The organism is uncultured Fretibacterium sp. (genome assembly GCF_938040765.1).
GTDB lineage: Bacteria > Synergistota > Synergistia > Synergistales > Aminobacteriaceae > CAJPSE01.
This window is the reverse complement of sequence record NZ_CALIAA010000120.1, coordinates 1-14,403: the sequence shown is the minus strand read 5'-3', so window position 1 is coordinate 14,403 and position 14,403 is coordinate 1. Positions and strand designations below refer to the sequence as shown.

At 64.4% G+C, this 14,403-nt stretch carries 13 protein-coding genes; 7 read left to right on the top strand and 6 right to left on the bottom strand.

Annotation, left to right across the window (positions count from 1 at the left end):
* Window positions 1-109: 109 nt before the first annotated feature.
* From Q0176_RS04390 to hutH, 4 genes are all read right to left on the bottom strand, one after another.
* A complete protein-coding gene (locus Q0176_RS04390; RefSeq protein WP_299299613.1) occupies window positions 110-640 on the bottom strand; it encodes a hypothetical protein in 531 nt (176 codons plus the stop codon).
* 157 nt (window positions 641-797) lie between these two features.
* A complete protein-coding gene (locus tag Q0176_RS04385; protein ID WP_299299611.1) occupies window positions 798-2,606 on the bottom strand; it encodes a phosphodiester glycosidase family protein in 1,809 nt (602 codons plus the stop codon).
* Window positions 2,603-3,847, bottom strand: coding sequence for an imidazolonepropionase (hutI, locus tag Q0176_RS04380; protein ID WP_299299609.1), 1,245 nt, complete (start codon window positions 3,845-3,847; stop codon window positions 2,603-2,605). Before hutI ends, Q0176_RS04385 begins: the two co-directional genes overlap by 4 nt.
* Before the next feature lie 176 nt (window positions 3,848-4,023).
* Window positions 4,024-5,559 carry a histidine ammonia-lyase gene (gene hutH / locus Q0176_RS04375; protein WP_299299607.1) on the bottom strand — a complete coding sequence of 512 codons (1,536 nt, stop codon included), beginning with the start codon at window positions 5,557-5,559 and terminating at the stop codon, window positions 4,024-4,026.
* Window positions 5,560-5,810: 251 nt separating this feature from the next.
* Here hutH and guaA point away from each other — a divergent pair, with 251 nt between their 5' ends.
* The 7 genes from guaA to Q0176_RS04340 all read left to right on the top strand — a co-directional run bounded on the left by guaA (window position 5,811) and on the right by Q0176_RS04340 (window position 13,114).
* Window positions 5,811-7,337, top strand: coding sequence for a glutamine-hydrolyzing GMP synthase (gene guaA / locus Q0176_RS04370; RefSeq protein ID WP_299299605.1), 1,527 nt, complete (start codon window positions 5,811-5,813; stop codon window positions 7,335-7,337).
* A 17-nt stretch (window positions 7,338-7,354) separates the two neighbouring features.
* Window positions 7,355-7,639 carry a DUF6506 family protein gene (locus tag Q0176_RS04365; protein ID WP_299076175.1) on the top strand — a complete coding sequence of 95 codons (285 nt, stop codon included), beginning with the start codon at window positions 7,355-7,357 and terminating at the stop codon, window positions 7,637-7,639.
* Between the two features lie 53 nt (window positions 7,640-7,692).
* Complete coding sequence (locus Q0176_RS04360) at window positions 7,693-8,868, top strand: malic enzyme-like NAD(P)-binding protein (protein WP_299299603.1); 1,176 nt, start codon at window positions 7,693-7,695, stop codon at window positions 8,866-8,868.
* 167 nt (window positions 8,869-9,035) lie between these two features.
* Window positions 9,036-10,007, top strand: a complete 972-nt coding sequence (locus tag Q0176_RS04355) for a TAXI family TRAP transporter solute-binding subunit (RefSeq protein WP_299299601.1) — start codon at window positions 9,036-9,038, stop codon at window positions 10,005-10,007.
* Window positions 10,008-10,277: 270 nt separating this feature from the next.
* A complete protein-coding gene (locus Q0176_RS04350) occupies window positions 10,278-12,251 on the top strand; it encodes a TRAP transporter permease (RefSeq protein ID WP_299299599.1) in 1,974 nt (657 codons plus the stop codon).
* Window positions 12,252-12,267: 16 nt separating this feature from the next.
* Window positions 12,268-12,900 (top strand): histidine phosphatase family protein, encoded by a 633-nt coding sequence (locus Q0176_RS04345; protein WP_299299597.1) that lies wholly within the window; start codon window positions 12,268-12,270, stop codon window positions 12,898-12,900.
* A gap of 82 nt (window positions 12,901-12,982) precedes the next feature.
* Window positions 12,983-13,114, top strand: a complete 132-nt coding sequence (locus Q0176_RS04340; protein ID WP_299299617.1) for a carboxymuconolactone decarboxylase family protein — start codon at window positions 12,983-12,985, stop codon at window positions 13,112-13,114.
* A gap of 53 nt (window positions 13,115-13,167) precedes the next feature.
* Here Q0176_RS04340 and Q0176_RS04335 read toward each other — a convergent pair whose 3' ends face one another.
* Both Q0176_RS04335 and Q0176_RS04330 read right to left on the bottom strand, forming a co-directional pair.
* Window positions 13,168-13,455 (bottom strand): MerR family transcriptional regulator, encoded by a 288-nt coding sequence (locus tag Q0176_RS04335; protein WP_299299595.1) that lies wholly within the window; start codon window positions 13,453-13,455, stop codon window positions 13,168-13,170.
* Window positions 13,456-13,593: 138 nt separating this feature from the next.
* Window positions 13,594-14,376, bottom strand: a complete 783-nt coding sequence (locus Q0176_RS04330) for a nucleotidyl transferase AbiEii/AbiGii toxin family protein (RefSeq protein ID WP_299299615.1) — start codon at window positions 14,374-14,376, stop codon at window positions 13,594-13,596.
* Window positions 14,377-14,403: the final 27 nt, after the last annotated feature.

Genomic DNA, 14,403 nt, shown 5'->3' with positions numbered 1-14,403 from the left:
AGGAGAGCCCGCCGTTCTGGCGGGCTCTCCTCCTGCATGGGATGGGGCCTCACAACAAAAAAACTGGGCCGCGGCATTGCCGCAGCCCAGCAAGTCGGAGCTTTTTCGTTTACTTCTTCTTCCTGACCCTGACCTTGCCGGATTTCTTGGCCGGAGCCGCCTTCTGGGCGGCAGGGGTCTTGCCCTGCGCATAGGCCAGCCCCTTGCCGGGGGTCGACTTGGGATCCACCGCAGCGAAGACCTTCTTCTGAGCATCGCTGCTGTTGTCGAAGACCGTGCCGTAAATCTCGTTGCCAAGCATGTCGAAGTGCTTGAGGTACGTCACCGCGAACTGCTTGCCGTCCGGCGTGTACTCGTAGCCGTACTCGGTGAAATAGAGGCTGCCCGCAACCTCCGGAGAGAGGTTGTACTTGGACATCAGCAGGTCCACCGTCTGCTGCTTGACGGAGGTGTTGGTGTAGTACTTCCGCGCGACGGCGAAGGGAACGTTGTCCTTCTTGCCGTAGTCCAGGAGGTACCACTGCATCTTGATGTGATCCGATCCCAGGTTCTTCTGCTTGGCCGCATCCCACGCCAGAGCGGGAGACGAAGCGGCCACAGCCGTCCCCAAAAGCAACGCGCAAAGGAGCCCTTTCTTCATTACAAAAACACGACCCTTCCCCACGGAAAAATAGGATAGCGCGCAACCGCATACCCCATGATTTTTGTTATTTTAGCACAGAAAACACAGAGAGGTACAGAGCCCTTCTCCGCATTTTTCACGATCCCCCGTACTGGAGGACGCAGGACGGAGACGGCTACCGCACGCTTCGCGCCCCGATCCCATAGCTGACGGGCCGCTCCTTCCCCCCCGACGGGGAGTTGTAGAGTTTGCCGTCGATCCACAGTTCCGAGGATCCGCCGCCGTCAAGGTTCAGGGCATAGGCCATGTTCATGGAGCTCAGGAGCTCCGCGGCCTCCATCAGGGTGGCGCCCGACGCGTGCAGTCCGTTGCGTCCGTCGATGACCATGAAAATCCAGTTGCCGTCGTTCGTCAGTCCTACGATGGAGCGAGGGTGTCTGAGGTTGACCAGCGAGTTCCCGAACCCCTCGGCATCCACCCGCACCTCGCCCTCGCTGAGGAGGAACGGGCCTGCCTGGACGATGTTCTCCATCTCCCCCCAGGACTCCCCGCCGCCGCCCGTCAGCTCGCTTTGAACCCGCACCGGGGTTCTCGTGCCTGCGGGGAAGATATCCCTCAGAAGGTCCGCGTTGCTCCCGTACCCGGCCAGCACCCAGGTTCCGGGCTCGAGGGGCCCGCCGCTTTCCCGGAGGCCGGCGCTTTTCCCTCCGCGCACCACGACCTCCGAGGCCGGGATGGACGTCACGCTTGGGGTCGACGCCCCGTAGTGCGGCGTGTAGAGCACCAGCGTATCGCCCTTGACGAAACGGTTCACGGCATTCAGGGAGAGGGTCCCCTGGTCCGTCGGGATGGAGCCGCTCCAGGAGACCTCGCCGAAGGCGGCCTCGTTCTTCTTGTTCCAGCCCAGGCAGGTCCGGCCCTGATAAGGTGGGTTTACGAGCGAGCCCCGGATGCGGAGCGTCCCGATGGGCAGCCCGCGGTTCCGCCCCGTCACGGAGAAGAAGCCCGCATTGACGGCGGCTCGGACCCTTGCGGTACGGGCCATCTCCGACAGAGGGGCGAGGGCGGAGGAGCCGCCCGGCGCAAGGATAGGCTCCAGCCTGTAGCGGTCGGGGTCCATCGTCAGGGTGGCCCAATAGCGCGGCATGATCTCCGTATCCCGGTTCGTGACCGACGCCAGAATGCGCGCCTTGCGGCCCCGAGAGCGGATCAGATCGAACAGGCGGCGCACCCGGCCGTAGTCCTCCAGAAGCCCGCTGCGCAGGATCCATTCGTAATTCGGCTGGGAGGCCGTCATGTCGAAGCCCTTGCCCTTCAGGAAGCGCTGCATCGCCTCGGCCTCCGGTTTGTCGTTGAACCCGTCCGCATAGACCCTCCATTTGGGGATGCCGGTCGAGACGCCGTTTCTGTGGATGTGCAGCGTCATCCCCGACGCAGGGGAGAGCTTCACGTCCAGCTCGAGGCCGCCGCTCGCCCTGCGGACGGCGGACAGCAGGCTTTGCGCTTCCTTGTCCGTGATCGTGTGTTCGCCCCTGAAGGTCGGGACCCCGCTCCGAATCAGGGGAGGGTCCATGTTCACCGCCACGGCCAGGCAGCCGCGGTCGAGGGCCGACAGGGACTTCACGTCCTTGAATGGGAGCGAAAGGCCCGACAGGATCCGCGCCTCGACCTCCAGCCCCAGGGCCTGGACGCTCCATCGCAGCGCATCCCGGCGCGTCACCGGCGCGTTCAGCTTGCCGACGGGATCCGTCACCAGTCCGCTCCTCAAAATGAAGGCCGCGCCATCATTTTCCCTGGCCGAGCTCCAGTCCAGACCGCGGGCTTCCAGAAGCTCGGAGAGGAAGACGCCTCGGGCAACGGAAGCCGCCTCAGCCCCCGGACAAAAGGACAGGCAAAGCGCCAGACACAGCGTAATCAGACGGCGCATCCAACTCACCCCCAAAACGGCGGACGGACGGCCGCCCCACGAGATGCGCCCCCTCATGCCACACGCTCTCCCTGTTTCCACACCGACCTTATCGGCCGTGTACCCGAGGCGTAGGCGAAGACGGCGGGCGTCTCGCCGTCCAGGACAAGAAAATCGGCCATCTTGCCCGGCTCCAGGCTTCCGACGTTATGGGCCGCCCCGACCGCCCACGCGGCGTTCAGGGTCGCGCCGGTCAGGGCCTCCTCGGGGGTCAGGCCCATCCCCATGACGGCGAGACTGAGGACGAAGGGCATGGACGAACAGAAGCAGGAACCGGGGTTCAGGTCCGTGGCCAGCGCGACGGGGACCCCCTTTTCCACCATCGTCCGGGCCCGGGCAAAAGGTTTGCGCAGGCTGTAGGCCGTCGCGGGAAGCAGCACCGCCACGACCCCCGACTCCTTCATCGCCTCGATTCCGGCGTCGGACGCGGCCAGCAGATGCTCGGCCGAGACGGCGCGAAGCTCGCCGGCCAAGGCGGCGCCGCCCAGGTCATGTACCTCGTCGGCATGCACCTTGAGGTGAAGCCCATGCTCCCGCGCGCACTCCAGGACCCGGCGGCTCTGCTCCACGGAGAACACGCCCTCCTCGCAGAATATGTCGCAGAAGCGAGCAATGCCCTGCTTCGCGACGGCCGGCAGCATTTCCTCCCGCAGCAGCGCCACGTAGCCCTCCGGGTCCCCCCGGAACTCCTCCGGCACCGCATGGGCCCCCATGAAGGTGGGGATGACGGTCTGAGGCGTCTCCCTGCCCAGCCGGTCGATGATGCGGAGCATCCGCAGCTCCGTCTCGACGTCCAGACCGTAGCCGCTCTTGACCTCGATCGTCGTGGTCCCGTAGAGGAGGGTGGAGTCCAGGAGGGACCGGGAGAACGCGAACAGCGCCTCGTCCGAGGCCGAACGGACCGCCCGGACGGACGAGAGGATGCCCCCCCCCGCCTGAAGGATCTCGAGGTACGACTTGCCCGCAAGGCGCATGGAGAACTCCTCCTCGCGCAGCGCCGCAAAACAGGCGTGGGTGTGCGGGTCGACGAAGCCGGGGACCACCGCGGCCCCTTCAAAATCAAATTCCTGATCCGCGGTGCGCCCCTCCAGGCGTTCCTCGACGTCCCTCATCGCCCCGACGGCGAGGAGCCGGCCGTTCTCCACCAGAAAACAGCCGTCCTCGTAAACGGCCAGCTTCCCCTGTTCCTCCCCCACAGCGGGGCGTCTGCCCATCAGGGGCGTATAAATGCGCGCATGTCTGAACAGCTTCAAGGCCACTCCGACAGCTCCTTTCCTCAAAATCATAAATCTTCCACATTATAAAACACTCGAAAATCGAAAGCGCGGGGACCTGTCCCCGCGCCCGAAAAAATTCAGAAGAAATTGTCGTGGGGCCCTTTCTGTATCCCCACCATTATATATCCGTCATATATCCGTCGTATCCGTTTCGCGCCTCAATCCAGGGCCCCGACCGCGGCCTCCGCGGCGTCCAGGACCTCTCCGCCGCGGGTCAGCTCGATGGCCCGATCGATCAGCGGGTACAGGAACTCGTCCTTCCCCAGAAAGGGAATCGCGGAGCGGATGCAGGCGTGCGCGGCGCCCGTTCCCTTGCCCGGCTTCAGGTCCTTCAGGCTGAACTCGAGCGCCTGGGCGCCCGTCAGGAGCTCCACGGCCACGACCTTCCGGACGTTGTCCAGGATCGTCGCGGCCTTGCGGGCGGAGTAGCCCCCCATGGAGACGTGGTCCTCCTGATTCGCCGACGTCGGGATGGAATCCACGCAGGACGGGTGGGCCAGCACCTTGTTCTCCGAGACCAGGGAGGCGGAGACGTACTGCGGGATCATGAAGCCGCTGTTCAGACCGCTGCCCTCGATCAGGAAGGGAGGCAGGCCGGAGAGCGAGGCGTCGACCATCCGGGCCTGGCGCCGCTCGGAGATGCTGCCGAACTCGGCCATGGCGATCCCGAAGAAATCCATGGCAAGGGCCAGGGGCTCGCCGTGGAAGTTCCCCCCGCTCAGGGCCTCCCCCTCGTCGGGGAAGATCAGGGGGTTGTCCGTGACGGAGTTGATCTCCGTCTCCAGCACGCCGCGAACGTAGGCCAGCGCATCCCGGCCCGCGCCGTGCACCTGGGGCACGCAGCGCAGCGAGTAAGCGTCCTGGACGCGGTCCTTCTTATAGCGCTCGACGATGCCGCTGCCCTCGATCAGGCGGCGCAGGTTCGAGGCCACGGCGTTCTGCCCCCTGAAGGGCCGGAGCGCATGGGTGCGGGCGTCGTAAGCGTAGGGGACGCCGTGAAGCGCCTCCATCGACAGGGCGGCGGCGACGTCCGCCGTGCGGGCCAGACGTTCGGCGTCCAACAACGCAAGCGCGCCCACCGCGTTCATGACCGTGGTCCCGTTGTTGAGGGCCAGTCCCTCCTTGGCCCCGAGCGAGACCGGGGCCAGGCCCGCGTCCGACAGGGCCTCTGCGGCCGGGACGACCCTGCCCCGATACTCCGCCATCCCCTCCCCCATGAGGCCGAGCGCCAGATGGGAGAGCGGGCACAGGTCGCCCGAGGCCCCGACCGAACCCTGACAGGGGATGAGGGGATGAATGCCCGCGTTCAGCAGCCCGACAAGGCCGGAGAGCGTCCCGAGGCTGATGCCCGAGTGCCCCCGGCTGAGCGTGTTGATCCGCAGCAGCATGATGGCGCGCGTGACGTCCACGGGGTAGGGCTCGCCGACCCCGCAGGCGTGGCTGCGCAGCAGGTTCTCCTGAAGTGCGGCGCGGTCCTCCCGCGATATCCTCACCGAGGCCAGGTCCCCAAACCCCGTCGTGATGCCGTAGATCACCCGGTCGGACTCCGCCCAGCCCTCCACGAGGGCGGCGGCCCTCCCGACGGCCCGAACCGCGTCCTCTCCAAGGCGCACCGCATCCCCATGCCGCGCGACGCGCACGATGTCATCCAGCTTCAGGGACAGCCCGTCCAGGGTAATGGTGCGTCCACTCAATCAATATCCCTCCTGAAAAAATCGACATGGGGGCTTCGCCCCCAATCCCCTACGCCGCTATAGTGAGACTGATCGGCCCGCAAGCGAAGCGAGCGAATGGCCGGAAGACTCCCCTCTGGGGATAGCGGCGGCCCCGGTAGGCTTCTTCCTCAAAACAGTCAAGCCGGGGTACCACCGGGGGGCTTCATGGATTAAATCAGCGTTTTCTTAAAAACTGGAATGGAGTATACGTTTCAAGGAAGGGGAGTCCCGTGGAAAACATCGTCATCATAGACTGCGGATCGCAGTTTACCCAACTGATCGCGCGGAGGGTTCGGGAGCTGCACATCCACAGCGTCGTACTGTCGTGGGATGCCCCCCGAAGCCGCATCGCGGAGCTCGCCCCGCTGGGCGTCATCGTCTCCGGCGGACCGGACAGCGTCAACGAGCCGGGGGCCATCGTCGTCGACCGGGACCTCTTCGACCTGGGGGTTCCCATCCTCGGGATCTGCTACGGGATGCAGCTCATGACGAAGGTGCGGGGTGGGACCGTCGCCTCGGGCGAGCGTCCGGAATATGGGGTCACGCCCATAGAACGGCGCGGGGAGTCCGTCCTCTTCGGGGACCTCGCCGACAACCTGGAGGTCCTGATGAGCCACGGCGACCGGGTCGCCGCGGTGCCGCCGGGGTTCCGGGTCACGGCGGAGACGGCCCACGGCGTCATCGCCGCCATGGAGGACGAGGCGGGCCGATGCTTCGGCCTCCAGTTCCACCCGGAGGTCGTCCACACCCGGCAGGGGACGCGGATCCTGAGGCAGTTCCTGTTCGAGGTCTGCGGATGCAGGGGGGACTGGAACCTGGGGGACTGGACCGAGGACGCCGTGGCCGATATCCGCGAGAGGGTCGGGGACGGGCGCGTCGTCTGCGGCCTGTCGGGCGGCGTGGACTCGAGCGTCGCCGCCGCGCTGGTGCATCGGGCCATCGGCCCTCAGCTGGAGTGCATCTTCGTCGACCATGGGCTGATGCGCCTCAATGAGGCCCGTCAGGTCATGGATTCCTACAACGGGCTGGGGCTGTCGGTCCGTCACGTTGATGCCTCGGAGCTCTTCCTGGGCAAGCTGGCCGGGGTTACCGACCCGGAGAAAAAGCGCCGCATCATCGGGGGCCTCTTCATCGAGGTGTTCGACGCCGAGGCGGCGAAGGTCGGCCGCGTGGACTGGCTCCTGCAGGGCACGATCTATCCCGACGTCATCGAGAGCGGCAGCAAGAAGGGCTCGGTGCTCATCAAATCGCACCACAACGTGGGCGGACTGCCGGAGAAGATGAAGCTCCGCCTGCTGGAACCGCTCCGGGATCTCTTCAAGGACGAGGTCCGGGAGCTGGGACGCCTCATCGGCGTGCCGGACGCGATCGTGAACCGGCAGCCCTTCCCGGGCCCGGGGCTCGCGGTGCGCTGCCTTGGCGAAATCACGAGGCCGCGCCTCGACACGCTGCGCGCCGCCGACGCGATCTTTCGCGAGGAGCTGCAGAGGGCGGGACTCTATGAAAAGATCTGGCAGTCCTTCTGCGTTCTGCTCCCCGTGCGGACGGTCGGGGTGATGGGGGACGGCCGCACCTACAACGAGGTGCTGGCGCTCCGCGCGGTGAACTCCCAGGACGCCATGACGGCCGATTGGGTGCGCATCCCGCCGGAGGTGCTGGACGTAACGGCCCGGCGCATCTGCAACGAGGTGCGCGGGATCAACCGCGTGGTGCTGGACGTGACCTCGAAGCCGCCCGCGACGATCGAGTGGGAGTAAACAGGAGGTAAGGCGTCATGAAATTTGCATTTCTGATTATGGGCGATTTCAATATCGAGGCGGACAGGGCGTCGATTCATGACGGTACGGCCCGGATCGTCGGCGTCGCGAGCATAGGGGAGGCGAAGGAGGAGGCGCTCAGGCTGGAGCGCGAGGGCGTCGGCTGCATAGAGCTCTGCGGCGCTTTCGGCGAGGACGGAGCGAGAGCGATCATCGAGGCGACGGGAAACAGGATTCCTGTCGGCTATGTCACGCATTTCCCGGAACAGGACGAGGTGTATCGCACCGCCTTTTCCGGCTGAACGCCCTCCGGTTCGCGGGGCTGGTTTTTTGAAAAAAGGCGGGAGGGGTATCGATGGATTACGCGAAGGAATCCTTGAGGCTTCATGAAAAGTGGAAGGGTAAGATCGAGGTGGCGGCGACCGTCCCCGTGGACACCCGGGAGGCCCTCTCGCTGGCCTACACCCCGGGGGTCGCTCAGCCGTGCCTCGAGATTCGGAAGGACGTCGACAAGAGCTACGAGCTGACGCGCCGGCACAACCTGTGCCTGGTCGTCACCGACGGCAGCGCCGTCCTGGGCCTTGGGGACATCGGGCCCGAGGCCGGCATGCCCGTCATGGAGGGGAAATGCGTCCTCTTCAAGGCGTTCGGCAAGGTGGACGCCTTCCCCCTGTGCGTGAGGACGAAGGATGTGGACGAGTTCGTCCGGACCGTATACAACATCTCCGGCTCCTTCGGCGGCATCAACCTCGAGGACATCGCCGCCCCGCGCTGCTTCGAGATCGAGCGCAAGCTGAAGGAGAAGTGCGATATCCCCATCTTTCACGACGATCAGCATGGCACGGCCGTCATAACCCTGGCGGGGCTGATCAACGCCCTCAAGGTCGTCGACAAGGGGATCGGGGACATAAAAATTGCCGTCAGCGGCGCCGGGGCCGCCGCCATAGCCATCACCAGGCTGCTGCTCTCCGCGGGGGTGCGCGATATCACGCTCTGCGACCGCACGGGCGCCATCTACAAGGGACGGGAGAAGGGCATGAACTGGATCAAGGAGGAGATGGCCGAGGTGACGAACCCCCGCGGGCTCCGCGGCACGACCGCCCATGCCATGAGGGGGGCGGACGTGTTCATCGGCGTCTCGGCCCCGGGCTCCGTGACGCAGGAGATGGTCCGCGGCATGGCGCGCGATCCCATCGTCTTCGCCTGCGCCAACCCGGTGCCGGAGATCTTCCCCGACGAGGCCAGGGCCGCGGGCGCGAAGGTCGTCGCCACCGGCCGCAGCGATTTCCCCAACCAGATCAACAACGTGCTGGCGTTCCCGGGGATCTTCCGCGGAGCCTTCGACGTGCGCGCCAGCGACATCGACGAGGAGATGAAGATGGCTGCGGCGTACGCGCTTGCGGAGCTGGTCTCCGCGGATGAGCTGAGCGCTGACTTCATCATTCCCACGGCCTTCGACCCCCGCGTGGGGCCCGCCGTGGCCGTGGCCGTGGCGGATGCGGCCAGGAGGACGGGGGTCGCCAGGATCTGAGGCCGTCGTGTCCCCTGCCTGGGGGCCTCGCTTGAAAAGCCCGATTCGTTATAGTATATTGTGAAAGGTGCCGAGCGGATCGGGGTTTTTGCGGCGGCTGTGTTTTTTCCGTTTTTGTCGGACCCGTGATGGTTCTGTGGAGCACGCAGATTCGGGAGGGAAAAATGATGAGGAAGAGCGTTTGGATGGCCCTGGCGGTAAGCGCGGCCCTGCTCCTGGGGGTTACCGCCTCCTTTGCGGGCGAGCATAAGATTTCGGGGAGCTTCCTGATGGGCACGGGGAGCGCCACGGGAAACTATTACGCTTTCGGAAGCGCGCTGGCGCAGGTCATCAACCGGTATACGGGGGCCAACATCACCGTGAGCTCCACGGGGGGGTCCGTGGAGAACGTGCGGCTCCTCAAAAAGGCCGATATCGAACTTGCCCTGGTGCAGACCGACGTCAACAGCTACGCGCTGAACGGTGTAGAACAGTTTGCCGACGGCGCCGTGAACAACTTCTCCGCGGTCACCGCCTGTTACCCCGAGATGGTCCAGATCGTCGTCAGCAAGGCCAGCGGAATCAAAAGCGTGTCCGATATGCGCGGCAAGCGCATCTGCGTCGGGGCCGTCGGATCGGGTTACGAGGTCGCGGCAAGGCAGATTCTGGGCATCTACAACATGACCTACGACGATATCGACGAGCGCTTTCTCAGTCAGTCCGAGGCCAAGAACGCGCTTCAGGACGACCAGATCGACGCCTTCTTCATGTGCTCGGGGTACCCCAACGCGAACGTGACCGAGCTGTCCCTGACGGGCAAGATCGACGTCATCTCCATCGACGACGAGCACGTCTGGATGCTGCTGGAAAAGTATCCTTTTTACGCCGGGTATGCGACGCCGGACGACCAGTACAAGCTGGGCCATCCCGTGAGCTCGGTGGCGGTGATGTCCATGCTCGTGGCGCTGAAGGAGCTTGACGAGGACGACGTCTATGCCATAACGGAGGCCATCTACGGGCACCTCGACGAGATCCGCGAGGTGAACAAGAAGGCTGGGCACATGTCCCTGAAGAACCCCTTCCGCGGCATCCCGGGCAACGTCCATCCCGGCGCGGCCCGTTTCTACAAGGAGAAGGGAATCACGGTTCCCGACAGGTAAGCGCCCGTCGTCATCCCTTCCCCTTTCTTGTCCAACAGCGAGTTGTATTGAAGAACCAGACAGTCCGGCCGTTCAACGGGTGCAGTGCCTTTTCCGTGAACTGCCGGGCTTTTTTATGGCCTCGGAAGTCCGTCGGGACCATGAGGCGTCGTCCCGTGTCGGTCATCCGGTAATGATGGATGCCCGTTCCGGGCGGGGCCCTTGCGCCTTGTGTCCTTGTCCCGGCCGGTCGAGGCGCGGTCCTAATTTTCCTGCAGGAGGGTGGCGGCGTTGAGCCTTTTCAATCGCGAAAAATTGAATGCAATCCCCGTGGATGTCGATCTGTCCGAGCTGGAACGCGATTCGCGCTATCGCATCTTCTCCGGGGGCGTGAACGTCCTCATTACGGTGGTCCTGGTGCTCTTTGCCGTCTTTCAGCTTTACGCTTCGCTGAGCGGGCGTCTGCCGCAGCAGATCCTCCGCTACGGACATCTCGGTTTCGCCGTCAGCCTCGCCTTCATCCTCTATCCGACGACGAAGAAATCGAGCCGCCGGAGGATCAACCCTCTGGATATACTCTTCGCCGCGGCGTTTCTGGCGGTGATCGCCTACTTCATCGTCAACTTCAAGGCCCTTCAGCTTCGCGCCGGCGATTATACGATGATGGACACCGTCATGGCGGGGATCGGCCTGGGCCTCGTGCTCCTGGCCTGTTGGCGCGTGGTGGGGCCCCCCATCGTGATCATCGCGCTGTGCTTCATTCTCTACGGCCTGATGGGGTCGCGCGGCCTGATCAGGATCGAGATGCCCGGGTTCCTGGCGCAGAGGGGCTACCTGCTGCCGCGCATCCTCACACACCTTTTCATCACGACCGAGGGCGTCATCGGCAATCCCATCGGGGTCTGTTCGACGTACATCTTCCTGTTCATCCTCTTCGGGGCCTTCCTCGAGAAGACGGGGATCGGCCAGTTCTTCATCGACCTCGCCAACGCCCTGGCGGGATGGGCGGTGGGCGGTCCGGCGAAGGTGGCGGTGCTGTCGTCGGCCCTTCAGGGCACCGTGTCGGGCTCCTCCGTGGCGAATACCGTGTCGACGGGGTCGTTCACCATCCCCCTGATGAAGTCCCTGGGCTATGAGCCGGAGTTCGCCGGGGCCGTCGAGGCCGCGGCATCCACGGGCGGGCAGATCATGCCCCCCGTGATGGGGTCGGCCGCCTTCCTGATCGCCGAGTCGGTGGGGGTTCCCTACCCGCAGCTCATGTTGGTGGCGCTGATCCCCGCCCTGCTGTACTTCGCGGGGATCTGGATCATGGTGGACTTCGAGGCGCGGCGCAAGGGGCTGAAGGGCCTGCCGCGCGAAAAACTGCCGCCGGCGAAGCCCCTGCTCCTGCAGAAGGGGCATCTCGTCCTGCCGCTGTGCGCCATCATCTACTTCATGCTGTCGGGCTTCACCATCACCCGGTCGGCGTTGTGGGGCGTCCTGATCGCCGCCGTGGTCCCCTTTCTGAGGAAGGGCACCTGGGTCTCCCCCAGGCAGGTCCTCGCGGCGCTGCCCCTGTCCGCGCGCAACATCGTCTCGGTGGCCACGGCGTGCGCCACGGCGGGCATCATCGTGGGGATGGTCACACTGACCGGCCTGGGACAGAGGATCGGCGCCGGGATGTTCCAGGTCGTCGGGGGCAACGTGTTCCTGGGGCTCGTCTGCGCCATGGTCACGTCGCTGGTGCTCGGCATGGGGGTGTCCACCACCTCGAACTACATCATCACGTCGACCGTGGCGGCGCCGATCCTGATTCAGCTGGGCATCCCCCTCCTGGCGGCCCATATGTTCTGCTTCTACTTCGGCATCATCGCGGACATCACGCCTCCCGTGGCGCTGGCAGCCTATGCCGGCTCGGCCATCGCCAGGGGCAATCCCTTCAAGACGGGGGTCAACGCCTCCAAGCTGGCCATCGCCGCCTTTCTGGTGCCCTACATGTTCGCGCTCAATCCCAAGCTCATCATGATCGACGGGACCTTCGCCGAGGCCCTGCCCATGATCCTGACCGCCCTGGTGGGGCTGTTCGGGATCGGGGGCGGCCTGATCGGCTACCTCAATGCCCCGATAAAGTCCTACTGGCGCCTGCTTCTGGTCGCCGGCGGGCTGGGGCTCCTCATCCCCGGGACGACGAGCGACCTGGTCGGGGTGGTGCTCATCCTGGCCGTTTACTTCTTCCACCTGCGCAGGAGGAAGGGCGCAAGACCGCCCACGGCCGCCGCGGAATGAGGAGGACAGTCCGGAAATGAGGCTCTTCATGGTGCGCCACGGGGAGACGGCCTGGAACCGGGAAGGGCGCCTTCAGGGACAGAGGGACATCCCGCTGGACGAGACGGGGCTGCGGCAGGCGGAGCTTACGGCCGGGCGCTTTCGCGGTTTTCCGCTGGACGCGGTGCTCTCCTCGCCGCTGAGGCGGGCGGAGGCGACCGGCAGGAGGATCTTCGAGGCGGCGGAATGCGAAAGTTTCGTCACCGACCCCGGCTTCATGGAGATCCACCACGGCGAATGGGAGGGCATGACCGTGCGGGAGATCGCGCAAAAGGACGCGTCCCTGCTGGAGGAGTGGCATTCCTGTCCCGAAAGGGTGAGGATGCCCGGCCCCGGCGGTGAGACCCTGGCGGACGTGCAGCGGAGGGCGGTCTCGGCGCTGGAACGCGCCATGCCGAGCTCCGGCAAAGACGCGCTGCTGGTGACGCACGGCGCGGTCCTCAAGGTGCTGATCTGTCACTTTCTCGACGTCCCGCTGTCCTGCTATTGGCGGCTCAGGATCCCGAACTGCGGCGTCTCCTGCGTCGAGTTCACGGACGAAATGCCGCGTGTGGCGCTTTTGGGCGACGTCGGCCATCTGAGGGAGGGGCGGGGAAACTTTTTGTCGTAACCTTCCACTCTCGCAGGAAGCTTTCGGGACATGCGCTGTCGGCCCTCCTCGGCAAAAGTCAACCGGCGAATACCTCGGGCATATCGCGACGGCGAAGGAGCACGGCGTGACGAGGGAGGAGATGGTGGAGATCATCACGCAGCTCGCCTTTTATGCCGGCTGGCCCAAGGCCTGGGCAGCGTTTCCGGTGGCCCGGGAGGTTTATGGAGAATAAGACGACGAAGGCAATCGGACGAGCGGGGCCCGTGGATCGGGCCCCGCTCGATCCTACGACCGTTCTCCGAGCAGCTGCTTCTCCTTTTCCAGAAACTCGGTATCGTAGTGGGCGATCTTGTAGTCCAGCTTATCGGCCAGGGTCCTCAGCTCCTCGATCGGCACCCCCGCACTCCGCATGCACAGGATGAACTCGATCCACTTGATGTCGCTCTCGTCGTAGTTCCTCATCCCGCCCTTTCTTCCGACGGGGGGGATGAGCCCCACCCTTTCGTAGTACCGCAGCGTGTCGGGAGAGGTCCCGAACCGCTCGCTCACCTCCGCAATGGTCAACCGCTTCATCCCCTTTTCCTTGGACTTGGAGCCAGCTTGAAATTGTAGGCCATTTCCGCCGAAATGGGCAGGGCAAGGTCTGGCCTGACGGACTGCCGAGATATCGGTGACCGGGATTGGTGCGTACTTCGCTCCGGTTAAGCCCGGCTATGCAAAGGACATTTTCTGAGCCGCCGCCAGAAAAAAGTCGCCGGACCAGATCGACAGGCCATCCGGGTTGGAGGCGAAACGAATGATATCGGCCTTTGCCGATTCGACGTCCAGCGCCTCTATCCGTTTTATCAGCAGGTCGTGAAATATTTTTACGGTCAGGGGGCCGTCCCAGGTTTTGTGTCCGCTCTGCATCATTCGTTTTTCAAGGTGCGCAAGATGCAGGGGCGTTCTGCGCGACACATACCACACAAAATCGTACCAGTCGCGGCCCTTGACGCGTCCCTTCCAGTCGCGGCAGAGCAGCGCGTGCATTTTTCCAGCGAAAAGGTCCGGCAGAACGTAGAGCCGCAGGGGGAACGGAATGGGGCGGAGGTGATATTTCATCTCCGTCGCAAAACCGGGGGGAGGGTCGGTATCCACCTCGATTTTTATCCGGATCCTCTGTCCCATCGGCAAGAGACCGGCCAGTGCCTGCGGACTCTCTACCGCGAGAAACTGCGTTTTTGTGTCGGCTTTCAGAAAGGCCGACTCGATGCGTGTCTCCCAGCGTTTCTTCCTTTTTTCAAATAGCACCTCGAAACCGAACGCCTCCAGCTCTTTGATGACGAACGGCTCATATTCGTCCAGGGAGAACGATTCGTCGGGCCGCAGCAGGGAAAAGTCCATATCCTCCGAATATCTGTCGAGCCCGTAGAAAATGCGGAGTGCCGTGCCGCCGTAGAAACCGACCCTGGCAAAAAAAGAGCGGCTCCTCGCTAGAAGGAGTGGGTGGTTTATAAAAGACTACCATTATGGTATCTTTGA